The 24939-nt window shown below is 60.0% G+C and carries 19 protein-coding genes; 17 read left to right on the forward strand and 2 right to left on the reverse strand.

The window, feature by feature from the left end; all coding sequences use genetic code 11:
- The first annotated feature begins 269 nt into the window (after positions 1-269).
- The 6 genes from AC1D17_RS18770 to exoR all read left to right on the forward strand — a co-directional run bounded on the left by AC1D17_RS18770 (position 270) and on the right by exoR (position 9642).
- Positions 270-935 (forward strand): protein-L-isoaspartate O-methyltransferase family protein, encoded by a 666-nt coding sequence (locus AC1D17_RS18770; protein WP_477566854.1) that lies wholly within the window; start codon positions 270-272, stop codon positions 933-935.
- Between the two features lie 199 nt (positions 936-1134).
- Entirely contained in the window at positions 1135-2472 is a 1338-nt protein-coding gene (locus AC1D17_RS18775) for a TolC family outer membrane protein (RefSeq protein ID WP_477566882.1), read from the forward strand.
- 233 nt (positions 2473-2705) lie between these two features.
- Positions 2706-3566: a PopZ family protein gene (locus tag AC1D17_RS18780; RefSeq protein ID WP_477566855.1), complete on the forward strand. Its 861-nt coding sequence runs from the start codon at positions 2706-2708 to the stop codon at positions 3564-3566.
- 127 nt (positions 3567-3693) lie between these two features.
- Positions 3694-6534 carry a valine--tRNA ligase gene (locus AC1D17_RS18785; RefSeq protein WP_477566856.1) on the forward strand — a complete coding sequence of 947 codons (2841 nt, stop codon included), beginning with the start codon at positions 3694-3696 and terminating at the stop codon, positions 6532-6534.
- A 459-nt stretch (positions 6535-6993) separates the two neighbouring features.
- Positions 6994-8229: an OmpP1/FadL family transporter gene (locus AC1D17_RS18790; protein WP_477566857.1), complete on the forward strand. Its 1236-nt coding sequence runs from the start codon at positions 6994-6996 to the stop codon at positions 8227-8229.
- A 609-nt stretch (positions 8230-8838) separates the two neighbouring features.
- Positions 8839-9642, forward strand: a complete 804-nt coding sequence (gene exoR, locus AC1D17_RS18795; RefSeq protein WP_477566858.1) for an exopolysaccharide production regulator ExoR — start codon at positions 8839-8841, stop codon at positions 9640-9642.
- Between the two features lie 12 nt (positions 9643-9654).
- On the opposite strand, the gene xth is transcribed toward exoR, so the two are convergent.
- On the reverse strand, positions 9655-10443 hold the full coding sequence (gene xth, locus AC1D17_RS18800) for an exodeoxyribonuclease III (RefSeq protein ID WP_477566859.1): 789 nt from the start codon (positions 10441-10443) through the stop codon (positions 9655-9657).
- 145 nt (positions 10444-10588) lie between these two features.
- On the opposite strand from xth, the gene AC1D17_RS18805 reads away from it, so the two are divergent.
- Complete coding sequence (locus tag AC1D17_RS18805; protein WP_477566860.1) at positions 10589-12049, forward strand: phospholipase D-like domain-containing protein; 1461 nt, start codon at positions 10589-10591, stop codon at positions 12047-12049.
- Positions 12050-12167: 118 nt separating this feature from the next.
- On the opposite strand, the gene erpA is transcribed toward AC1D17_RS18805, so the two are convergent.
- Entirely contained in the window at positions 12168-12500 is a 333-nt protein-coding gene (erpA, locus tag AC1D17_RS18810) for an iron-sulfur cluster insertion protein ErpA (RefSeq protein ID WP_477566861.1), read from the reverse strand.
- A 210-nt stretch (positions 12501-12710) separates the two neighbouring features.
- Here erpA and AC1D17_RS18815 point away from each other — a divergent pair, with 210 nt between their 5' ends.
- From AC1D17_RS18815 to serS, 10 genes are all read left to right on the forward strand, one after another.
- Positions 12711-13928, forward strand: coding sequence for a deoxyguanosinetriphosphate triphosphohydrolase (locus tag AC1D17_RS18815; RefSeq protein ID WP_477566862.1), 1218 nt, complete (start codon positions 12711-12713; stop codon positions 13926-13928).
- 104 nt (positions 13929-14032) lie between these two features.
- Complete coding sequence (gene argS, locus AC1D17_RS18820) at positions 14033-15793, forward strand: arginine--tRNA ligase (RefSeq protein WP_477566863.1); 1761 nt, start codon at positions 14033-14035, stop codon at positions 15791-15793.
- A gap of 63 nt (positions 15794-15856) precedes the next feature.
- Positions 15857-18817 carry an SPOR domain-containing protein gene (locus AC1D17_RS18825; RefSeq protein ID WP_477566864.1) on the forward strand — a complete coding sequence of 987 codons (2961 nt, stop codon included), beginning with the start codon at positions 15857-15859 and terminating at the stop codon, positions 18815-18817.
- Between the two features lie 169 nt (positions 18818-18986).
- Entirely contained in the window at positions 18987-20003 is a 1017-nt protein-coding gene (gene nagZ, locus AC1D17_RS18830) for a beta-N-acetylhexosaminidase (protein ID WP_477566865.1), read from the forward strand.
- Positions 20004-20053: 50 nt separating this feature from the next.
- Entirely contained in the window at positions 20054-20902 is an 849-nt protein-coding gene (locus AC1D17_RS18835; protein ID WP_477566883.1) for a segregation and condensation protein A, read from the forward strand.
- 13 nt (positions 20903-20915) lie between these two features.
- Positions 20916-21629 carry an SMC-Scp complex subunit ScpB gene (gene scpB, locus AC1D17_RS18840; protein ID WP_477566884.1) on the forward strand — a complete coding sequence of 238 codons (714 nt, stop codon included), beginning with the start codon at positions 20916-20918 and terminating at the stop codon, positions 21627-21629.
- A 232-nt stretch (positions 21630-21861) separates the two neighbouring features.
- Positions 21862-22068: a twin-arginine translocase TatA/TatE family subunit gene (locus AC1D17_RS18845; protein ID WP_477566866.1), complete on the forward strand. Its 207-nt coding sequence runs from the start codon at positions 21862-21864 to the stop codon at positions 22066-22068.
- A 72-nt stretch (positions 22069-22140) separates the two neighbouring features.
- On the forward strand, positions 22141-22755 hold the full coding sequence (gene tatB, locus AC1D17_RS18850) for a Sec-independent protein translocase protein TatB (protein WP_477566867.1): 615 nt from the start codon (positions 22141-22143) through the stop codon (positions 22753-22755).
- Positions 22752-23570 (forward strand): twin-arginine translocase subunit TatC, encoded by an 819-nt coding sequence (gene tatC / locus AC1D17_RS18855; protein ID WP_477566868.1) that lies wholly within the window; start codon positions 22752-22754, stop codon positions 23568-23570. The genes tatB and tatC overlap by 4 nt, the downstream gene beginning before the upstream one ends.
- Positions 23571-23639: 69 nt before the next feature.
- Entirely contained in the window at positions 23640-24923 is a 1284-nt protein-coding gene (serS, locus tag AC1D17_RS18860; protein WP_477566869.1) for a serine--tRNA ligase, read from the forward strand.
- The last annotated feature ends 16 nt before the right edge of the window (positions 24924-24939 follow it).

Here is a 24939-nt window from a genome sequence, read left to right on the forward strand (position 1 = left end):
CTTTTAAATCTCCAGTCCCGGTGATTCGTCCAATGCGGCTCGGGAAATTTGCCTAAATTTCTTTCCCGCGCGAAGGCAGAATATGTTGACCGGCTTTTGTGAACCTTGCTTTTTTGCAAGAACTGCATTCCATAGCTTGAAACGGCGGATGCGCGGATTTATGAGCTTGGCCATGCCCGGTTGGCGGAACCGCCACCGGTTTGTTTTATCTGCGTAAGCCAAAAGCGCGCAAACGCCGGAAGACGATCCGGATCACGAGGGCAGGCAAGATGAATTTCGAAGCAGCACGCATCAAGATGGTCGACAACCAGATCCGCACGACGGATGTGACGTCGCACACCGTTCTCGCGGCATTCCTGTCAGTCCCGAGAGAAGAGTTCGTGCCTGCCGCACTGAAGCCGCTTGCCTATATCGACAGCGATATCGAGCTGAGCGCTGACCCCGCCGGCGGACGGCGTTACCTGATGGAGCCGTCGCCCCTGGCAAAGCTTCTTCAGCTGGCAGCAATTTCCAAGGGTGACAAGGTTCTCGAGATCGGCTGCGGTACCGGCTACGCCTCGGCAATCCTGTCGGAGCTCGCAGCTTCGGTCGTGGCGCTCGAGAGCGATGCATCCCTCGCATCGGAAGCATCCGCAACCTTGGGCCGCCTTGGTCACGCGAATGTCTCGGTGGTTACCGGCGATCTCGAAAAGGGCCATGCGGCCGGCGCCCCCTATGACGTGATCTTCGTTCACGGCGCCGTCGAGACCATACCGGAAGCGCTTCTGTCGCAGTTGAACGATGGCGGCCGCCTCGTTGCCGTGGTCGGCCTTGGAAATGCGTCGAGGGCCCAGCTGTTCCTGCGTGAAAATGGCAGGACATCGGAGCGTCTGGYGTTCAACACGTCCGTCAAACCGCTGCCGGGCTTCCGTCTGGCGCGCGAATTTGTATTTTAATACCTCTCCATTTTTGCCTTTTTTCCTTCTGACGTCAGAATGGGGCAGGAGGGAACAATCAATTCCGGGAAAACCGGAATGTCCACGTTTTTCGAAACTGGGAAGATTTGGTCCCGCCAGCTTTCGTTTTGGAGTTGAATGAGTGTCGATTTTTCGTAAAGCGGTTGTGGCGGCCGCCTTCTCTTCTGCCTTGTGGCTCATGCCGCATGCCGTTGTCGCGGAAACCATTTCCGGCGCGATGGCAAAGGCCTACCAGAACAACCCGGAACTGAACGCCGTGCGCGCCGGCCTTCGCGCCACCGACGAAGGCGTGCCGATCGCCAAATCCGGTTATCGGCCGCAGATTGCCGCAACAGCCACGGGCACGGCGACACGGCTGGGCACAGAAAGAATCAGTCGGTTTTTTCCGGCCACGCCCTTGGTTCAAGACGACTTTACCACTGGAAATGCCAGCATCACCATCACCCAGCAGATTTTCGATGGATTTCAAACACTCAATAATGTCAGGGCCGCTGAGGCGAACGTTTTCTCAAGCCGTGAAACCCTCAAAGCCAATGAAATCTCCATTCTTCTAGCCGCGGCGCAATCCTATGCCAACATCGCTCGCGATCAGCGCGTCGTGTCGATCCGCAAACAGAACCTCGCCTTTCTCAAGGAACAGTTGAACGCCGCAAATTCCCGACTGGACGCTGGCGAAGGGACGCGCACCGACGTCAGTCAGGCGGAGGCGGAACTGGCACAGGCCCAGGCTATTCTCGTCAATGCCGTCGCACAGCTGAAGCAGAGCGAGGCCGTCTACGTCCAGATAGTCGGCGATGCTCCCACCGGGATCAAGCAGCCGGCGCCGGCGTCGAAGGCGCTGCCGAAAAACCTGGATCAGGCCGTGGCAGTGGGTTTGCGTGAGCACCCGTCAATTGCCGCGGCGCAGTACAACGTCGATTCGGCCGGTTTCAGGGTCAAGTCCGCCGAAGGCACGATGTTGCCCGGTGTCGTGATCCAGGGAGCGTTGTCGCGCAGCACGACCGATCGCGATGGCAGCAGCGACACCGCCAGCGGCTCCATCACCGCGCGGCTGGAAGTTCCGCTCTATCAGGGCGGCGCCGAATACGGCCAGATCCGTCAGGCCAAGGAGCGGCTTGGCCAGCAGCGCATCCTGGTCGATTCCGCCCGTGCCGAAGTTCAGCAGACGATCATCACCGCCCATGCCCAGTTTGAGGCCGCGCTCGCAACCACCGTTGCCAATAAAGCCCAGGTCGGCGCGGCAAACATGGCATTGGCCGGCGTCATAGAAGAACGCAAGGTTGGCCAGCGCACGACGCTCGATGTGCTCGACGCACAGCAGAGCGTGCTGGTTGCCGAAGAGAGCCTCGTCACGTCGCAGCGCAACGCCGTCGTTGCCAGCTATTCTCTGCTGGCGGCGATGGGGCGTCTGACCATCCGGAGCCAGGGCCTGCAGGTTGCCGAATATCGTGCCGAGGAACACTACGAGGCCGTCAAGGACAAATGGTTCGGATTGCGAACCGTTGACGGCCGCTGACCTCACCGCCTGATTTCATACTTATGTCGAAAGCCGCCGGCAGTCCTGCGTCGGCGGCTTTGTTGCGGATAGGCTGCAGGTGACGCCGCCAACAAATCTGTGCATGATTCCAGCGAGATGATTCGCAGCGTTTTGTTCGGCGCCGGACTCGCATACAGTCCGGCCAATGACTGGGCGGCAATGACTGGGCGGCAATGTTTCAATCGAGCGCGACCGCAGAAACGGGGATAATGATGGCACAGCCCAATGTAGCGCGTGAACCTTCAATGGACGAAATTCTGGCGTCCATTCGAAAGATCATCGAGAGCAACGAACCCGGCCTTCCCGGCTTTCCGGCCAATGACCTCGGCCCGGCGTCGGACGCAGCCTATCGCGGTTATGACGAGGACGATGCGGGCGAAGACATTCATCTGACGATCGACGACCAGGTTCTTGCCAAGGAATTCGAAGCCGAGGAACAGAAGCATTTCACGCCCTTGGTGCCGCAGCAGCGGGAACTTGAGGACGTCAGCGCAAAACCGGCTGTATCGCCGCCAATGTCGCTTGCCGATGTTGCCGCACGCGTCCGGGCTGCCTCCGAGCGGCATTCGGCACCGTTGCGCGAACAGGAAAACCTGTCCGCCGACACGCGCACCCTGTCGACCGACACCCGCACAAAGGCCGATAGTCCGACGGTGACATCGCGCATGGCGACATCGTCCTTGCCTTCGCACTCCGAGGCCAGCCAAGAGGCCGCACCGGCGGCACCGGCTTCCCTGATACAGCCGGTTGTTACGCCCGAAGTACGACATCAGACGGCCGAACCGGCCGTGGCCACTCGCGATCAGGCCGCTGCCGCGCGCCAGCCGCTGTCCATCGTCACCGAAAAGGATGTTGCTGCTCTGGTTTCGCCTGCCGTCGGCGAACAGGTCGCCCGCTCGTTTGGCGATCTGGCCCTGGCCGTCGATAGCAGTGCGCGCCGGTCCTTTGACGAAATAGCCGAGGATATGCTGCGGCCGATGCTGCAGGAATGGCTGGACGACAATCTGCCGACACTGGTCGAGCGGCTTGTGCGCGAGGAAATCGAGCGCGTTGCGCGCGGTCCGAGGCGCTAAAATAGGCATTTCACCCCTTTAAAGCCGCCAGCAATCACACTGGCGGCTTTTTTGCTGTTATTGTTGACACCAATGCCCCGTTCCGATTTACAAACCACCGATATCAATCAGCAAGTTTGGCTCCAGAATGCTTGAAAAAACCTATGATTCCGCCGCTGTCGAACCGCGTATCGCCCAGATCTGGGACGACGAGGACGCCTTCCGTGCAGGTGCTGGGGCAAAACCGGGCGCCGACACCTTCTGTGTGGTCATCCCGCCACCGAACGTGACGGGCTCGCTGCACATGGGCCACGCGCTGAACAATACGTTGCAGGACATCATGGTCCGCTTCGAGCGCATGCGTGGCAAGGATGTGCTTTGGCAGCCCGGCATGGATCATGCCGGCATTGCCACGCAGATGGTTGTCGAGCGCAAGTTGATGGAACGGCAGCAGCAGCGCCGCGAGATGGGCCGTGACGCGTTCATCGACAAGGTCTGGGAATGGAAAGCCGAATCCGGTGGTCTGATCTTCAATCAGCTGAAGCGCCTCGGCGCCTCCTGCGACTGGTCGCGCGAACGCTTCACCATGGACGAGGGGCTGTCGAAGGCCGTTCTGGACGTCTTTGTCTCGCTCTACAAGGAAGGTCTGATCTACAAGGACAAGCGCCTGGTCAACTGGGACCCGAAGCTGTTGACTGCGATCTCGGATCTGGAAGTCGAGCAGGTCGAAATGACCGGCAGTCTCTGGTACCTGCGCTATCCGCTTGAAGACGGTGTCACCTACCAGCACCCGGTCGCGTTCGACGAGGCCGGCAAGGCGACGGAATGGGAGGCGCGCGATTATCTGGTTGTTGCCACCACCCGGCCGGAAACCATGCTGGGGGATACCGGTGTTGCCGTTCACCCTGATGACGAGCGCTACAAGGCCATCGTTGGCAAGCATGTCGTATTGCCGCTGGCCGGCCGCCTGATCCCGATCGTCGCCGACGAATATCCGGATCCGACGGCTGGGACCGGCGCCGTCAAGATGACGCCGGCGCATGACTTCAACGACTTCGAAGTCGGCAAACGCCGTCATCTGCGTCAGGTCAACATCCTGACGATCGATGGCCACCTGACGCTTGCAGGCAACGAGGATTTTCTCGAAGGGCTACCGGCGACCGGCGAGCTGGAAGCGCTGGTCTCGGCGCTCGATGGCGTCGAGCGGTTTGCCGCGCGCAAGGCGATCGTGACGATGCTCGAGGAGCGTGGCCTGCTCGACAAGATCGAACCGCACAAGCACACCGTCCCGCACGGCGACCGTGGTGGCGTTCCGATCGAGCCCCGATTGACGGAACAGTGGTATGTCGATGCCAAGACGCTCGCCAAGCCGGCGATTGCGTCGGTACGCGAAGGACGGACCAACTTCGTTCCGAAGAACTGGGAAAAGACTTACTTTGAGTGGATGGAAAACATCCAGCCCTGGTGCGTTTCGCGGCAATTGTGGTGGGGTCACCAGATCCCGGCCTGGTACGGTCCGGATGGGCAGGTCTTTGTCGAAAAGACAGAGGAAGAAGCGCTGCATGCCGCCATCCAGCATTACCTCGCCCATGAAGGCCCGATGAAGGCCTATGTCGAGGATCTGCTCGAAAACTTCCGCCCGGGCGAAATCCTCGTTCGTGACGAAGACGTGCTCGATACGTGGTTTTCCTCGGCGCTCTGGCCATTCTCGACGCTCGGTTGGCCCGACAAGACGCCGGAATTGGACAAGTACTATCAGACCGATGTCCTGGTGACGGGCTTCGACATCATCTTCTTCTGGGTCGCGCGGATGATGATGATGGGCCTGCATTTCATGAAGGACAGCGACGGCACGCCCGTCGAACCGTTCCACACGGTTTATGTGCACGCCCTGGTTCGCGATAAGAACGGCGCGAAGATGTCGAAGTCCAAGGGCAACGTCATCGATCCGCTCGACCTGATCGACGAGTATGGCGCCGATTCTCTGCGGTTCACGCTGGCGATCATGGCAGCGCAGGGACGCGACGTGAAACTCGATCCGGCCCGTATCGCCGGCTACCGCAATTTCGGCACCAAGCTTTGGAACGCAACGCGTTTTGCCGGCATGAACGGTGTTGCCAATGATCCGAAATTCGTGCCTGAAACCTGCTCGCTGACCATCAACCGCTGGATCCTGACGGAACTTTCGCGCACGATCCGCGACGTGACCGAGGCGATTGAAGGCTACCGGTTCAACGAAGCTGCCGGCAGTCTCTACCGTTTCGTCTGGAACCAGTTCTGCGACTGGTATCTGGAACTGCTGAAGCCTGTGTTCAGCGGCGACGACGAGGCCGGAAAACGGGAATCGCAGGCTTGCGTCGCTTATGTCCTCGATGAGACCTACAAGATGCTGCACCCCTTCATGCCGTTCATGACGGAAGAACTCTGGGCGCAGACGGCCGGCGAGGGCAAGACACGCGACGGCCTGCTCTGCCATGCGAATTGGCCGGCCGCCTCCTATGCGGATGATGCCGCCGCCGGCGAGATCAACTGGCTGATCGACCTGGTGTCGGGCATCCGTTCGGTCCGTTCGGAGATGAACGTCCCGCCGGCTGCGATCGCACCGCTGGTCGTCGTCGAAGCCAGCATGCTGACCAAGGAACGCCTGGAACGCCATGCCGCCGCTATCCGCCGGTTGGCGCGCGTCGATGCGATCGACCTTGCGGCAGCGGCCCCGAAGGGAAGCGCGCAGATCGTGGTCGGCGAGGCGACGGTCTGCCTGCCGCTCGGCAGCCTGATTGATCTGGCCGCTGAAAAGCTGCGGCTGGAAAAGGCAATCGGCAAGGTCGAACAGGAGCGCGAACGTATCCTCGGCAAGCTCTCGAATGAAAAGTTCGTGGCCAATGCCCGTCCGGATGTGGTCGATGCGGAACGTGAACGCCTGGCCGAACTCGACGGCCAGAAGGCGTCTCTCGGCGTGGCGCTGGCGAGGGTCTCTGACGCCGGTTGAGGTTGATAGAGCCGGTCGCAGCGCGCCGTTCTGGGGGTGCATATCGGGTGTACTGGTGCGAAATTGATCAAAAAGGCGGCTTTGGCCGCCTTTTTCCATTTTATTTGATTCTCTTTTTTAGGCCGGGGCTTCTGACGCGGCAGGCCATCTTTTGATGTCGCCTATTCCATTGCCGTCGCGCCTCATTTCCAAAAAATGGCATTGTTGTGTCGAGGTGACAGGTGGCCATGCTTATGGAAGATTATTCCGTATCCGGCAATTTTGTGAACTGCCAATGAAATTATTTACCGCATTTTCCCATTTTGGTGCGCGTTTAGATTTTCTTACGTAAATTTTTGGTACGCTGATGTCACCGGTTTCGAATTCTAGGTATTTGCCATTCACCGTTCGCAGCCGATAGTTCTTTCGACAGGTTGGCGTTTACGCTGGCAAATGATCTGTGTTCAGGGGGAGAAACGGATGGTTCACACGAAAATCAAGGCGACGATCACGGCGGCGGTTGCTGTGCTTTTGACCAGCACGGCCGCAAGTGCCGGCGGTCTTGAGCGGGGCGGCTACAATATCGACCTGCTGTTCGATCCATCGACCTATGCGGCCGAGGCAGCCGCGACCTATGTCAACCCGCAGCGTGAACTTGACAATGTGGTGGACGTCGATCTGACGGACGGCGTTGGTTCGAATGGTATCGGCGGCGGCCAGACCAACGGGGTCGGCGAAACCGAAAGCTACTGGGTGCCGCGCATCGGGGTGAAGGCCGGTTTTGGCGATAGCGTCGACTGCATGGCCGATTATTCGCAGCCATGGGGTGCGCATACCAAACCAGGTGCGAATTGGATGGGCGCCAACGACAATATCGAAACCAAGATCGAGAGCGACAACTACGCTGCGACCTGCTCCTATAAGTGGGACGTTGGTCAGGGCCAGTTCCGTGTCATCGGTGGTGGCTTTTACCAGGAAGTCGGCGGTTTCAAGGAGCGCCTTGTCACCCCTATTCTAGCTCCGGGGTTTGATGGCGTTGGCCGCCTCGACCTCGATGGTAGCGGCTGGGGCTGGCGCGCTGGCGCAGCCTATGAAATTCCCGAATATGCGTTTCGAGCGAGCCTTGTTTACAACAGTGCCGTGGATCTCGACAATCTGGACGGGTCGATCGACCTCACCAAGGTTCTCTTACCGGTTCCGCTTCCGGGTGGTGGCGTTACTTTTGTTCCGGGCTCGAAGTATGACGTGTCCAGTTTTGCTTCCATGCCGGACTCTCTGGAGCTCAAGGTTCAATCCGGTGTAGCTCCTGGTTGGCTTGTCTTCGGATCGGTCAAGTGGACCGACTGGAGCCAGCTGCAGGTCATCCAGGTTGACCCGAGCCAACCGGCCCCCGGCAGGCTTCCGACCAGCCTTGTCCTTCTCTATCGCGATGGTTGGACCGTGACGGGCGGTGTCGGTCACAAGTTCAACGATCAATGGAGCGGCGCGGCAAGCCTGACCTGGGACCGTGGTACCAGCCACGGCTACGGCAACCAGACCGACACCTGGACGCTGGGAACCGGCGTATCCTACTCGCCGACCGAAAACGTTGAACTGAGGCTCGCTGGCGCCATTGGCCTTTTGACAAGCGGCAGCTCGGTCGGTGAGGACGTGAAATACGATTTCGGCAATGACATCGTCAGCGCCATTTCCACCTCGCTGAAGGTCAAGTTCTGATTGTCTCAAGACAATGCAAAAGCCCGGTGTTCGCATCGGGCTTTTTTGTATGCGCGTGGCGCGTGAAGAAAGATCAGCCTTGACTTCAAGTCTTGTGCGGTATGCGTGAGACTGGTCGCGGGACGGCGGCTGGAACTCATCCCGCCTGCGTTGGTTTCCTGGCCTGAGAATTTCAATGGCGCCAGCCGAAAATACTGTGTTTCCGGCATCACGTTTTGTGACGATTCAGCAACACATTCTTTCTATAGTCCGTGACGGCCTGCTGGCGGGCGATTGTGTCTATTTCCCGCCACAAACTGGGAGCACCGATAGCCTTGACAAACGTGCCGGTAAGTTTTGAGCATGCGGCGTTTGAGGTAAGATGAGTCATCACGGTTTCGAAAAAATCCATACCTCCCATGATGTTACCTGGCTTCGGAACGGCTTTTCGGGGCTGTTTGGCAGGTCAGACATGTGCGGGGCGGATGGGACGACCGGGACAGGCCGCAGTCTTGCCGGAAACGCTGATTACTGTTTCGAATATGCCGGTATGGACGGCGCTTTCGGCAGGGGCTCATTTGGAACTTGCATGGACCGGCTCTTGGGTTTGAACGGAAGAAATAGACTATCATGCTGATACGCGGTTACCGGTCGTTGACGTTTCTTGTTTTGAGTGTTGCGCTCGCGCTTTCCGCTGAGCACCGGATGGCTTATGCGTTCGATCCGAATGCCGGCGTTACCAAGGAATCGGGGCCTTTCGCCCTCTTCAAATTCGGTTTTTCCGCCTACAAGAACGGCCGCAAGGACGAGGCGGTCGAAGCCTACCGCTATGCTGCCGAAAAGGGCCATACGGGCTCCCGCTGGGCACTCGCCAACATGTACGCCTATGGCGACGGCGTTGCTGAAAACGACCTGGAAGCCTTCAAGATCTACAACGAGATCGCCGAGAAGGGCGTCGAGCCGGGTTCCGAGGATACCGGTTATTTCGTCAATGCGCTGATTTCGCTGGCCGGTTATTATCGCCGCGGCATCCCCGACAGCCCCGTCAAAAGCGACCTCAGCCAAGCGCGCCAGCTCTATTTTCAAGCCGCCTCCACCTTCGGTGTTCCCGAGGCGCAGTTTCAGCTTGCGAAAATGCTTCTCTCCGGCGACGGAGGCAGCGTCAATGTCCAGCAGGCAAAGAAATGGCTCAACCGCGCCCGCAAGAACGGCCATGCCGGTGCCATGGGCGTGTTCGGCAATGTGATCTTCCAGGAAGGCCAGACGGCGCGTGGGCTGGCCTACATGACCGCGGCGCTTGACCAGTGTACCCCCAAGGAAAGGCCCTGGCTGCAATCCCTGCAGGAGCAGGCCTTCTCGATCGCGACCGAAGACGACCGCCGCAAGGCCGTCGCCATGTCACACAACATTCATCTCGACAGCGATAGCGATTGAGCCGTCCGGGCGTCAGGCCGCAAAATTGAAGTGCGCTGCCACCGGCACGTGATCGGACGGTTTTTCCCAGGCGCGCACGTGCTTTTCGACATTCGTCGAGACCAGTCTGTCGGCCGCTTCCGGCGACAGCATTAGGTGATCGATGCGGATTCCAAAATTCTTTGGCCAGCAACCGGCCTGATAGTCCCAGAATGTATAGAGCGGTGCTGCATCCGTCGTTGAACGGACGGCATCGGTAAATCCCAGATTTTCGAGCCGGCGGAATGCCTGGCGCGTGCGCGGCTGGAACAGCGCGTCGTTCTGCCAGACCTTGACGTCCCAGCAATCATGCGGCTCGGCGATAACGTTATAGTCTCCAGCGAGGATCAACGGCTCTTCCAGGGCAAGCCGGCTCTCTGCAAACGCGCTCAGGCGCTCCATCCAGGACAGTTTATAGGGGTATTTTTCCGTTTCGACCGGATTGCCGTTCGGCAGATAGATCGAGCACACGCGGATTGCGCCGCCAGTGACGGAAAATACGCCCTCGATGAACCGCGACTGCTCGTCCGCTGCGTCGCCGGGCAAACCGCGATTGATTTCATCCGGCTGCAGCTTCGACAGGATGGCCACGCCGTTGAAGCCCTTCTGGCCATGTGTTTCGACATGATAGCCAAGCGCCTCGATCTCGGCCCGCGGAAAGCCTTCGTCCATCGTCTTGATTTCCTGGAGGCAGACGATGTCGGGCTGCGATTCCTTTAGCCAGGCCACGAGAACGTCGATGCGGGCCCGAACGCCGTTGATGTTCCAGGTAACGATTTTCATGCAGGGGACGTCCTTTTGTCTGGCGGCGCAAAGGCCAGCTTACCTTGTAGCGCCAGCGGATTTTTTTGACAAACCCGATACGGGCGAAAGACATGTGGACAGCGGCCGAATTGCTTCCTGATCCGGGCCCGTTATAGTTCGCCCTATGATTGATATGCTGACAACCTATTGGCCGCACATTCTGGCGGCGCTCTCCATAATCCTTGGCGTTCCGGCTGCCATTCACGCGACGATGACCAAGGATGAGGTGCGTTCGGCGCTCGGCTGGGTGGGGGTGATTCTTCTCTCGCCCATCGTCGGCGCGCTGATCTATGCGATAGCCGGTATCAACCGCATTCGCCGCTCTTCGATCGGGCAGCAGCGATCGCTGTTCCGCGAGCGGGGACCGGACGCCATGGGCAAGTTCGATACGTCCAGCACGGTGGTCGCCGAGCGGTTCGGCCAGCGGTTCGGCGCGATGAAACTGCTCGGGGATCGCGTCAGCCGGCATCGCATGTGTGGCGGAAACGGCATCACGATGCTCGAAGGCGGCGACACGGCTTACGCGATGATGCTGCAGCAGATTGCCGGTGCTGCGCGTTCCATTCTTCTCGAGACCTATATTTTCGATCGCGATCCCATTGGCCTGCGATTTGCCGATGCTTTGATTGCCGCTGCCAAACGTGGCGTCACCGTGCGGGTGCTGATCGACGCCGTTGGTGCCCGCTATTCGGTGCCAAGCATCGTCGGTTATCTGGAGGCTGGCGGCGTCACCGCCAAGGTCTTCAACGGCAACATCATCATGGGGCTGCGGCTGCCCTATGCCAACCTGCGCACCCACCGGAAGATCCTGGTCATTGACGGTTCTGTCGCCTTTACCGGCGGCATGAACATCCGGTCGGGTTTTACGGGCGAGTTTGCGGGTGAAGAGCAGGCGCGCGACACGCATTTTCGCGTCACCGGTCCGGTTGTTGCCGATCTCTTCCAGGTCGCATCGGAGGACTGGCAGTTTGCCAGCCGCGAAGCGCTGGACGGCGAGGCGTGGCAAATCACGTCTGCGCCGTCCCAGCAGAAGCCCGCCATGCTGATGCGGGCCGTGCCCTCCGGACCCGACCGCGCCAACGAATCCAACCACAAKATGATGATGGGGGCCTTTTCCGTCGCCAGGCGCAATATCCGCATCATGTCACCGTATTTTCTGCCCGACCGGGAGCTGATCAGTGCACTCGTCACGGCGGCGATGCGCGGGGTCGAGGTCGATATCATCGTGCCAGCCGTCAACAACCTGGTGCTGGTGGACCGCGCGATGACCGCGCAGTTCGACCAGACCTTGAAGGGCGGATGCCGCATCTGGCGTTCCACCGGCGCCTTCAACCACTCCAAGCTGATGACGGTCGATGACCGCTGGGCCTATGTCGGCTCCTCCAACCTCGACCCGCGCTCGCTGCGGCTCAATTTCGAGATCGATCTGGAGGTCCTGGACGCCGGTTTTGCCAGCGCCGTCGGGCAACGGCTACAGGCCGTGTTGAGCAATGCCAAGCCGGTGACACTGGCCGACCTGCGCGCCAAGCCGTTTACCACGCGGCTGCTCAACAAGATATTCTGGCTGGGGTCGCCCTATCTTTAAAGCATGTTGCGCAAACGTGTTCAGCGGTTTTGCGATAACGACATGCGTCAAATCAAAGACCTAAAGCGCAAGAAGCGAATCTGAAAGATCGCGACACGCTTTAGGGGATGCGCTGCCGTCAGACCGAGAAGCTTGTGCCGCATCCGCAGCTTGCAACGGCGTTCGGGTTCTTGATCTGAAATGACTGGCCGAGCAGGTTATCGACGAAATCGATTTCGGAGCCGCTCATATAGACCAGCGACAGACTGTCGATCAGAACCTTGGCTTCGCCTTTTTCCAGAATAAGGTCGTCTTCGTCGGCATCGCCAACCAGATCGAACTTGTAGGAAAAGCCGGAACATCCGCCGCCTTCGACCGAAACGCGCATGGCCTTCTTCTCGGTATCCGATTTCAGGATCACGGCAATGCGTTTTGCCGCCGAGTCCGAGAGAGTTACAGTTTCTGCAGTCATATCTACCTCCTGCCGGGGTCAAGAACCGGAGAGATTCGCTGTTTACGTCGCCCGCTGCCCAAAAAGTGCCGACAGACGGAAAGGATCGGCTGCGCGGCAAATCCTTGTTTTCATTCAAGGTCAGGAGCGATTTCCACTCGGTGCTTTCCTGCAGCGCCCACTATAGGTATGAAGGGTTTGATACCGCGTCAATGGGATGCTGAACGGGAAATGACATTGGACAGACATGCGCTTGGTTTCGGTGCTGGTGAACGCGCGATTTTTGCTTCGAACCCATGGGCGAGCCGCGGGCGGCTCTATCCTGAAACCAGCAGCCCGACGCGCTCCGATTTCCAGCGCGACCGCGATCGCATCGTTCACACGACGGCCTTCCGCCGGCTGAAGCACAAGACCCAGGTCTTCATCGCCGCCGATGGCGATCACTATCGCACCCGGCTGACCCATACGATCGAAGTGGCGCAGATCGCCCGCGCGCTGGCGAGAGCCCTGCGGCTGGACGAGGATCTCGCCGAGGGTGTCGCCCTGGTTCATGATTTTGGACACACGCCGTTTGGCCATACCGGCGAGGATGCGCTGCACGAGATGCTGGCGCCCTATGGCGGCTTCGACCACAATGCGCAGTCACTGCGGATCGTCACCAAGCTTGAGCGCCGCTATGCCGAGTTCGATGGCCTCAACCTGACATGGGAGAGCCTGGAGGGACTGGTCAAGCACAATGGACCGCTTGTGGCTGCAAACGGCGAGGGTACGCGCGGGCCGGTGCCCCAGCCCATTCTCGACTATTGCGCGCTGCACGATCTGGAGCTGGCAAGTTTTGCGAGCCTTGAGGCGCAGGTGGCGGCGATTGCCGACGATATCGCCTACAACACCCATGATATCGATGACGGATTGCGGTCCGGCTATCTGACCTTCGACATGCTGGAGGAAATTCCCTTCCTCGCCGGCCTGATGCGCGAGGTCGGCGACCGGTATCCGGGGCTCGAAGCCAGCCGCTTCACCCACGAAATCATGCGCCGCCAGATCACCGCGATGGTGGAGGACGTGATTACCGTTGCCCAGAGCAATCTCAAGGATATCCGCCCGGCAAGCGCTGCTGACGTGCGCAATGCGGGCAGGGTGATCGCCACCTTCTCCGATGCCATGTTTGCGACCGACCAGCAGATCAAGAAGATGCTGATGATGCGGATCTACCGCCATCCGGAGGTCATGCGGGTGCGCAAGGACGCGGCCCTGATCGTCACCGATCTCTACAAGGCCTTCATGGCCGATCCGCGTGAAATGCAGAAGCATTACTGGATCGACCAGATTCCCGGCATGGCAGAACCGGCCAAGGCACGCCATGTCGGCGACTACCTGGCCGGAATGACCGATACCTATGCGATCGCCGTGCATAGGCGCTTGTTTGACCATACCCCTGATTTGCGGTAGTCACCGCGCCGGTCGGCGGCAGCAGCGAGAATATCGGGCTGCCATTGACGTGAACGATATTAACGCGGCCTCGCGCCTTCGGGCGGAGCTGACGGATGGGTGCCATGAATCTCTTCACTGACTTCGGATCAAGAATTAAAAACGTGCTGGAAGCGCTTGATATCGTGCGCGAAAACCGATCAGAACTGGATTTCAGCCGAATCAGCGTGGAATCGCCGCGCGATGCCAGCCATGGCGATGTCGCGACCAATGCGGCGATGGTGCTGGCCAAGCCGCTGGGCACCAATCCGCGGGCACTGGCCGATCAGATCGTCGCCAAGCTGAAGGAAGATCCGGAAGTTGCCGGTGTTTCCGTGGCCGGTCCCGGCTTCATCAACGTCAAGCTGTCGATTGCCTACTGGCAGAAGCTGCTGAAGGTGATCGTCGCCGAAGGCACCGAATATGGCAAGAGCGCAATCGGCACCGGCCGCAAGGTCAATGTCGAATATGTCTCGGCCAATCCGACCGGTCCGATGCATGTCGGTCACTGCCGTGGCGCCGTCGTCGGCGACACGCTTGCCAACCTGCTTGAGTTTGCCGGTTACGATGTGATCAAGGAATATTACATCAACGATGCCGGTTCGCAGATCGACACGCTCGCCCGGTCCGCCTTCCTGCGGTACCGTGAGGCGCTGGGTGAAAAGATCGGCGAAATCCCGGCAGGTCTCTATCCCGGCGATTATCTCGTTCCCGTCGGGCAGTCGCTTGCCGATGAATTCGGCACGAGCCTCAGGATCATGCCGGAAGACAAGTGGATGCCGCTCGTCAAGGAGCGCACCATCGCTGCGATGATGGTGATGATCCGCGAGGATCTGGCTGCCCTCAACGTCCATCACGACGTCTTCTTCTCCGAGCGCACGCTGCATGCGGACGGTGCAGCGCGCATCCGCAACGCCATCAACGATCTCACCTTCAAGGGGCATGTCTACAAGGGCGCGCTGCCGCCGCCGAAGGGCCAGTTGCCGGAAGACTGGGAGGACCGGGAGCAGACCCTGTTCCGCTCGACCGAAGTCGGCGACGATATCGACCGGCCGCTGATCAAGTCGGATGGCTCCTATACTTACTTTGCCRCCGACGTTGCCTATTTCAAGGACAAGTTCGACCGCGGCTTCAACGATATGATCTATGTGCTCGGCGCCGACCACGGTGGTTACGTCAAGCGCCTGGAAGCTGTTGCACGCGCCGTCTCCGGCGGTGCGTCGAAACTGACGGTGCTGCTGTGCCAGCTGGTCAAGCTCTATCGCGACGGCGAGCCGGTGAAAATGTCGAAACGGTCCGGCGATTTCGTCACGCTGCGGGATGTCGTTGAGGAAGTCGGCCGCGATTCCGTGCGGTTCATGATGATCTATCGCAAGAGTTCTGAGCCGCTGGACTTCGATTTCGCCAAAGTGACAGAACAGTCGAAGGATAACCCGGTCTTCTACGTGCAGTATGCTCACGCGCGCTGCATGTCGGTTTTCCGGCAGGCGGGCGAGGCTTTCCCGGACATCGATTTCGCCACCGTCGATCTCGCCGGTGCCATCGAAGGTAACATCTCTGATTCGAACGAACTGCAGCTGGTTGCCAAGCTTGCAGAATATCCGCGCGTCATCGAGGCGGCGGCACTGTCTCATGAGCCTCACAGGATCGCGTTTTACCTCTATGATCTTGCCAGCGCCTTCCATGCGCACTGGAATAAAGGTAAAGATGCTCATGAATTACGTTTTGTTAACGATAAAAATGGAGAATTGACCATTGCCAGACTTGGGCTGGTGCGTGCTGTCGCCTCGGTGCTGAAGTCGGGCCTGTCTATTACAGGCACCGCAGCCCCGGATGAGATGCGATAGTATTGTCACCATTTCCCCACAATGCACTGGCAATGACTGGCGAGTAAGTTGTGAGTGGAGCGCATGGCAGACAAACAATTGGCACGAAGCGGGACTGCGGAATTCGACGTATTGGCGGATGATGATCCATTGGCCGAACTCGCCCGTATTGTCGGCTATGACAATCGCCCTGCGGTCCAGCAACTGCAGGAACTCGAGCGGCATCGCGAGATGGTTAGCAGGGAGCCTGTGCTTCCTGAGCCGGATCTCGATCTCGAAGGCGAGTTGCTGCGTGAGTTCGATTTTTACGATGCGCCGCAGGCGGCTCCGGCTATTTCCGTTTCGGAGCCGGTCCGCGTCGACGAGCCCGGTTTCTCTGCGCCGCTCGATGAGGAATACCAGGTTGCTCCTGCTCATGCCTCTGATCAGCCTGTCATCGAGTATCAGGCTGCAGAAATCGCCGAGCCTGCCATCGATGCGGTCACGCCAGCCGCAAGCATCGAGCCGGTTGCCGTCGAACAGCCGGTTTTCGAGCAGTACGCTCCCGTCGAGGTGAGTGCCCACGAGCCATCCTTGGCAAGCTCCTGGCAGCAGGAGCCGGAGGCGATTGTCCCGGACGTCAGCGGTGGCTGGGCGGTCGAGCCGTGGAGCGCGCCGGCCTTTGACGGCGCGGACCTGGAGCGTGAACTCGAACTGTCGATCGGCTATGACGACGCTGAGGCCGAAACGGCTGAGATGCAAGCCGAGCCGGTACAGGCACCTCGTTTTGAGCCGGAACCGGATTTTTTGGCGGCCCCCCTTCAGTCTGACGCTTCCAATGCTTTGCCCGTATTCGAGGCCCTGGTTGTATCGGAGCCGGTAGAATATTCCCAGTCCGAAGCCGCGCAGCCTGTCGCCGAAGCAGACACTCAGGTGCAGGACGAACTGCCGGAGTGGCAACCTGCGCCGGCACCCGTCTCGGGCGACATCGTCATTTCTCCGGCCGACGCGCAGGGCATCGATGCCCTTTTGGCCGATATCGAGCGTTTTCCGGTTCCGCCAAAGGCAGAGGTGAAGGCTGCCTCTCCGGCGGAAACGGCGCGCAAGGTCAACTACCCCTTCACGCCGACGTTTAGCCGCGCGACACCGGTCGCCTCGAACGGTGGGGCTTCGTCTCAGAAAGCATACGCCACACCGCTGGCTGCAGCCGTCGTCGCTGCGCCGGTGACGGCGGCAGTCGCTGAAGTCGCCAATCAACCGGCGGAAATGCCTGTTGAACCGGTGGCAATTGAAGCCGCTGCTGCCTTGAAGCCGGCCGTCAATGCCGAGCCGGATTTCGATCTCGACACGTTCGAGCTGGATCTTTCCGGTATCGATCTGGATATCGACCCTTCGGAATTTGAACCGGCCGCGCAAGAGAGCGTCCTTGCGCCTGCCGAGCCCGCTGTTGCCGAACAGGTCATCGCTGCTGTCGCTGCCCCTGTGCTCGACAGTCCGGATGCCGCTGAGGAGATCAGTGAAGAGCCGGAAAGCGTCTTGCCTTTCGATCCGTCGATGATCGCCGAAACGGAAGAAAGCCTGACGACGATCGCCGATCTCAATGTTCCGCAATTGCCCGTTGTCGAGCAGGAACGTCCGGCTGTCCATCATCCGGATTACGATCTCGACATCGACGCTGAAATGGCGCAGCTTTTTGGAACGCCGAGCCGCACTGCGCAGAGCGTCGACCGCGGTGCCCATGCGGCGCAGCCTGCTGCACCGGCCCAATCTTCCGGTGCGCGCGTCGAAGAAGACTTCGATGAGTTCGAAAAGGCCATGGAAGAGGATTTCCGGCTGTCTCTGACCCAGCCGCAGGACACGGACCCGTCTTCCGATCGCCTGGCCGTCGGTTCTGGCTATGCGGCCAACAATGATTTTGAGGAAGAGCGTCGCGGTTCGGGACGGCGGCGTTTGGCGCTGCTTGCCGCAACCGTTGCCGGTCTGGCGATCTTTGGTGGCGTCGGGGTCTATGCCTTCATGGGCGGTACCGGCTCGTCACTTACCGGCGGAGAGCCGAAAATTATCCTCGCCGACAAGTCGCCGGTGAAGATGGTGCCGGTGGAGAAGGGCGGCAAGACCGTCCCGAACCAGGACAAGGCCGTTTACGACCGTGTCGCCGGTGCACAGGACACGACTCCGCAGCAGGGTACGCTGGTCTCCTCCACCGAGGAGCCGGTCGATGTCGTTCAGCGGACGCTGACGCCGGAAAATCTGCCTCTGGAGGGCGCCGACGACGAGCTGCCCGGCGTGACGCCGGTGAATGACGACGGCGGCGACCGGCTTTTGCCGGATGGACAGACGGCGGACAGCGCCACCGCCGATGGCGAACAGTCGCCGGCCGTGTCGCCGCGCAAGGTTCGCACGATGATCGTCAAGCCGGATGGCACGCTGGTTGCCCGCGAAGAGCCCGCAGCGCAGCCTGACGTGAACGTGGCCTCGACAACAGAGGTCGCTGCCAACAGCACCGAACCGCAGGTCAAGATGGTCAAGACGACGCCGGTGATGCAGACGGCATCGACGCCGAAGCCAGTAACCGGACAGCCTGCCGAGCAAGGGCAGAAGAGCGCACTTGCCGAAGCCGCCGATACGACGGTCGAGGAAACGGCGCCGGTTCGCCCGGTCAAGACGACGGCGGTTGCCGACGATGCGCAGACGCCTGCGGCCGCTGAACAGAAGGTTGTCGATACGTTCAAGACCACTCCGGCCACAGCGGACAAGACCGCTACGGCCACAGCGGAGCCTGCTGCCGAAGCCAAACCGGTCGAGACGGCTTCGATCGCTCCCGGCGCTTACGTGATCCAGATCGCGTCGCTGCCGTCCGAAGCCGAAGCGCAGAAGTCCTACAAGACGCTCTCCGGCAAGTTCAGCAGTGTCATCGGCGGCAAGGGTGTCGATATCAAGAAGGCGGAGATCGCCGGCAAGGGGACCTATTACCGGGTTCGCATCCCGGCCGGTTCGCGCGACGCAGCCAACGCGATGTGCACCCAATACAAGAGCGCCGGCGGCAGTTGCCTTGTGACGCGATAGTCGAGACGCGATAGTCCGGTTCTTTCCCAATAGACAAACAAAAGCGCGGCGAAACGGCCGCGCTTTTTCGTTTCTTGAGACGCGTGTGGGGCTGCAATAGCTGTGAATGATTGGACACGGTTTTGAAACTGGGATTCGCCTTGCGCGAGCCAGCGACTATGATCTCACCATGACCGAATCAAAAGCATTCATTTCGGGCTGCAAAGGCCTGACCATCACCCCGGACGAAAAAGCTTTCTTTGCAGGCGAGCGTCCGTGGGGCTTCATTCTTTTCGGACGCAATATCGGCGAGCCCAACCAGATCGCCGATCTGACGGCGTCGTTGCGCGACAGTATCGGCAATCCCGATGCGCCGGTGCTGATCGACCAGGAAGGCGGCCGCGTCCAGCGCATCCGTCCACCGATCGTGTCGCAATATCCGAATGGTGCCGCGATCGGCGAAATCTATCGCCGGGACCCGGAGCAGGGGCTGCGCGCCGCCTGGCTGATGTCGCGGCTGCATGCCTTCGACCTGATGCGGTTCGGCATCACCATCGATTGCCTGCCTGTCCTTGACGTTCCGATCGAAGGCAGCAGCGACGTCATCGGCAATCGTGCCTATGGCTATGATCCGCGCGCCGTTGCCGCGATCGGCGCTGCTGCAGCTGCCGGCCTCAAGGCGGGCGGCATGCTGCCGGTGATGAAGCATATGCCCGGTCATGGCCGGGCCTTCGTCGATTCCCACCACAAGCTGCCGGTGGTCGATGTTTCCTTCGATGAATTGGCCAACAGCGACTTCCTTCCCTTCGTTGCGATGAAGGACGAGCTGATGGGCATGTCGGCGCATATCGTTTTCACCGCCATCGATCCCGGCAATCCCGCGACGACGTCTGCCAAGGTGGTGCGCGAGGTTATCCGCGGCCATATCGGTTTTGACGGCTTGCTGATGTCCGACGATGTGTCGATGAATGCGCTGGCGGGCGATATCGAGGCGCGGTCACGCGGTATTATTGCAGCCGGACTCGATCTGGTGTTGCATTGCCATGGCATCATGGATGAAATGCATCAGGTGGCGCGCGCCGTTCCGGTCATTTCCGGTGATACGCTGCGCCGCGTCAAGGCGGTAGAGGCCGGCTTTGCCAAGCCCGACACCGCCGACGAGGCAGCGCTGCGGGACGAATTTAACGGCATGCTGGCCATCGCATAGGAGGCATGAACTGATTTCAGGGACAGGCAATCGTGAGTAACGCCGGCGACATGCAGAAAAAACCGGCGACAAGGGCGCCGATGGACCCGCTGTGGCAGGATAACCCCTCTGATCGCGGCCTGCATGAAGAAGAACTGGTTGTCGATATCGCCGGCTTTGAAGGGCCGCTCGATCTTCTGCTGCACCTCGCCCGAAACCAGCGAGTCGATCTCTCCCGCATTTCCGTGCTTGCGCTTGCCGAGCAGTATATCGCCTTCATAGAGCGCGCCCGCAGCATCCGGCTTGAGCTTGCCGCCGATTATCTGGTGATGGCGGCGTGGCTGGCATTTCTGAAATCCCGGCTGCTCATCCCCCAGCAGGCAAAGGACGAGGGGCCGTCAGGCGAGGAAATGGCCTCGGCTCTGGCTTTCCGCCTCAAGCGCCTTGAAGCCATGCGCGAGGCCGCAACGCGGCTGATTAACCGCAACCGGCTCGGCCGCGATGTTTTTGCGCGCGGTGCGCCGGAACATATCCCGGTCGAAAAGAAATCCGCCTTCGAGGCATCGCTCTACGATCTGCTCAATGCCTATGCTTCGCTTCGCCAACGCGAGGCAGTTATGCAGGTGACTATCGAGAAGCGGCAGGTCTGGTCGCTTGCGGATGCCCGGCTTGTCCTTGCCCGGTTGATCGGCGAGATGGCCGACTGGACAGCGCTTGATCATTTCCTGTTGCGATACATGACGAGTCCCAAGGAGCGCGCCACGGCGATTGCCAGCTCCTTTGCTGCCTCGCTCGAAATGGTGCGGGAAGGGCGTCTCGAAATCCGTCAGGACGGTGCGTTTTCGCCGATCTACCTGCGCCAGGGACCGAACAAGCTGACGGCCGAGGTGCTGGCGGATATGGAGGCGGGGCGTGATTGATCCGCAAGAGCGCCTGCCAGGCGTGATCGAGGAGCAGGATGACGCAGGCCCAACCGAAGCGGTGCTGGATCCGAGGATCGAACTGGAAGCCGAACGCATTGCCGAAGCGCTTGTCTTCGCATCGGCCCAGCCGGTCTCCGAAGGTTACATCGCCTCCCGGCTGCCAAGAGGCGCCGACGTGCCACGCATCATGGCACGGCTGAAATCCATCTATGCCGGGCGCGGTGTCAATCTGCTGCAGGTCGCCGATCATTGGGCATTCCGTACTGCAGCCGATCTCTCCTTCATCGTCCAGACCGATGAGAACGAGGTGCGCAAGCTGTCGCGGGCCGCCCTCGAAGTGCTGGCCATCATTGCCTATCATCAGCCGGTGACGCGCGCCGAAATCGAGGATATTCGCGGCGTTCAGACCTCCAAGGGTACGCTGGACGTTTTGATGGAGGCGGGCTGGATCCGCTTTCGCGGCCGCCGCCGGACGCCCGGCAGGCCGGTCACATTCGGCACGACGCGCGATTTCCTCGACCATTTCGGCCTGGAGGAACTGCGTGATCTGCCCGGCCTTGAGGAGCTGAAGGGGGCAGGGCTGTTGTCCGGCCGCATTCCGGCGAATTTCCAGATTCCCGTGCCGCTCGGCGACGACGGTTTTGGCGACGACGAAGATCCGATCACGCAGCTCGACCTCGAAGAACTCGGCCTCCTGCCACCGTCGGGTGGGGACGGCGACTAGGGATGCAACTTTTCCGCATTCCTTCCATGGTCTCCTGCCTACGCCCCGTGAATTTCCGGGCAGAAAGCGTGGAAAGTCCGGATATTCATGCGGTTGGCTGTATCTCCGCCGCAGTCTCGGTATAAGGATTGCGCGACGGGCACCTTTCCGCTAACGAGCGAAATAGATTGCTGTTTGAAAAAGATGGTTGAACATCTTAAATCGGGGTAACAGGTTTCAAGGGAGTAAGAATATGGGTTCCTTTAGTATCTGGCATTGGCTGATCGTTCTGGTCGTGGTCCTGCTGTTGTTCGGCCGTGGCAAGATCCCGGAACTGATGGGTGACGTTGCCAAGGGCATCAAGAGCTTCAAGAAGGGCATGACCGACGACGACGCATCGACCGCCGACAAGGGCGTCGACGGCAAGACGGTCGAACACAAATCCGACGAAGTCCGCTGATCATGCATTTTGTTCAGGGCCTGACCCAACGGGGCAGGCCCTGCCGCCTTCGGTTTTGTGGAGTTGCCAGGAATGCTTGATGTCGGCTGGACCGAGCTGGTCGTTATTGCCATCGTTCTGATTATCGTGGTCGGCCCGAAGGACCTGCCGCCGATGCTGCGGACCTTCGGCAAGATGATGACGAAGATGCGCGGCATGGCGAACGATTTCCGCCAGCAATTCGACGAAGCACTCAAGGAAGCGGATCTCGATGACGTTCGCAAAACCTTGAGTGACGCGCAGAAGCTCAACCCGGCGCACAGCATTCGCGAAGCAATGAACCCGCTTCGGCAGATGGGCAACGAGATCAAGGCTGATCTGCAGAAGGCGACGGCAGTCGATACCAAACCCAAGGAACCGGTCATGCCGGCGCCTGCGGAAGCGGCTGCTTCGCAGGAACAACCGAAAACCGATCCGGTTGCCACAGCTGCGATTGCATCTGCGGCAAAGCAGATGGAGCGCGCAACGGAGGCTGAAAAACCGAAGGCCAAGCGGGTTTCCAAGCCGAAGACGGCCGTGGCGGACGCCGCCGTCGCTCAACCGGTAAAGACGCCGGCGAAAAAGGCAAAGGCCGTTGCGTCCGACGGTGAAAAGCCAAAGGTCAGCAAGGTGGCTGCCAAGACGACCAGGAAAAAAGGTGACGCATGAGCGGCGAGATTGAAGACAAGCCCCAGCCGCTGATGGCGCATCTGATCGAATTGCGCGCGCGCCTGATGTGGGCTGTTGGGGCGTTCTTCGTGGCGTTTCTCGTCTGCTTTTACTTCGCCAAGGGTATCTTCAATATTCTTGTCCAGCCCTTCAAATGGGCTGTGGAGTGGGCCGGTCTTACGCATCGTTCGGTCGAGTTGATCTACACGGCACCGCAGGAGTTTTTCTTCACGCAGATCAAGGTGGCGATGTTCAGCGCGCTGGTGATCGCCTTTCCGGTGATCGCTTCGCAGGTCTACAAATTCGTAGCGCCCGGGCTTTACAAGAACGAGCGTGCTGCTTTCCTGCCGTTCCTGATCGCATCTCCCCTCCTTTTCATCATGGGCGGCTGCCTGGTCTATTTCTTCTTCACACCGATGGTCATGTGGTTCTTCCTGGCCATGCAGCAGGATGGCGGCGAGGGGCAGGTGTCGATCCAGCTTCTGCCCAAGGTGTCTGAATATCTGAGCCTGATCATGTCGCTGATCTTCGCCTTCGGCCTGGTATTCCAGCTGCCGGTCATCACCACGCTGCTTGCGCGCGTCGGTTTCGTGACATCGCAGGGCCTGAAGGAAAAGCGGAAATATGCCATCGTCATCGCGTTCATCGCCGCTGCAATCCTGACGCCGCCCGATCCCGTGTCCCAGATCGGCCTTGCCCTGCCAGCGATCCTTCTCTACGAGATTTCCATCTACACGGCCCGACTCATCGAGCGGCAACGGGCACGCGACGCCGCGGCGCGCGAGGTTGCCGAGGCGGAAGAAAACGCCGGCTGATACGCAGGCGTATCAGCCGATGAGTTCGGGTTTCAGTTTTTACCAAGACCGATCAGGACCTGAACGACCATGCTTGATATCAAATGGATTAGGGACAATGCCGAAGCCCTGGACGCAGCACTTGCCAAGCGCGGTGCGGAGCCCCTGTCGGCTGCGCTGATTTCGCTCGATGAAAAGCGCCGTTCCCTCGTTCAGTCGCTGCAGGACATGCAGTCGCGCCGCAATGCCGCTTCCAAGGAAATCGGCGCTGCAATGGCGCAGAAGAACAGCGAACTCGCCGAAAAGCTGAAATCGGAAGTGGCTGAGCTGAAGACCACGATGCCGGCTCTCGAAGAAGAAAACCGGCTGACGGACGCCGCCTTGATCGAGGCGCTGTCGAGCATCCCGAATATTCCGCTCGACGATGTGCCGGTCGGCAGCGACGAACACGGCAATGTCGTCAAGCACAGCCACGGCCAGAAGCCGGGCTGGAATCACAAGGCGAAGGAACATTTCGAGATCGGCGAAGAACTTGGCTGGCTTGATTTCGAGGGCGCCGCAAAGATCGCGGGTTCGCGCTTCACCATCGTCAAGGGCCAGCTGGCGCGTCTCGAGCGGGCGCTCGGCCAGTTCATGCTCGATCTGCATACGAGCGAACACGGCTATCTCGAAGTCCAGCCGCCGCTGATGACCCGTGACGAAGCGATGTACGGCACGGGACAGCTGCCGAAATTCTCCGAGGATCTTTTCAAGACCACGGATGGCCGCTGGCTGATCCCGACGGCCGAGGTGCCGCTGACCAACATGGTGCGCGAGCAAATCCTTGAAGCCGACGTGTTGCCGCTGCGTTTCACGGCGCTGACGCCCTGCTTCCGCTCGGAGGCAGGCTCCGCCGGCCGCGATACCCGCGGCATGCTGCGCCAGCATCAGTTCAACAAGGTGGAACTGGTATCGATCACCGATGCGGAAAGCTCGATCGACGAGCACGAGCGCATGACGGCGTGTGCCGAGGAAGTGTTGAAGCGTCTCGGTCTGCATTACCGGGTGATGACGCTGTGCACCGGCGACATGGGCTTTGGCGCCCGCAAGACCTACGATCTGGAAGTCTGGCTGCCGGGACAGGACGCCTACCGCGAGATTTCATCCTGCTCGGTCTGCGGCGATTTCCAGGCGCGGCGGATGAACACCCGCTACCGGGTGAAGGACGACAAGGCCCTGAAATTCGCCCATACGCTGAACGGTTCGGGAACGGCTGTCGGCCGCGCCTTGATCGCCGTCATCGAAAATTATCTGAATGAAGACGGATCGGTAACCATCCCGGACGTATTGTTGCCCTATATGGGCGGCCTCACGAAGATCGAAAAGGCCGGTTGAGCCGCGTCTTGCGGCA

The sequence above is a fragment of the Pararhizobium sp. P1_E7 genome (assembly GCF_056405855.1).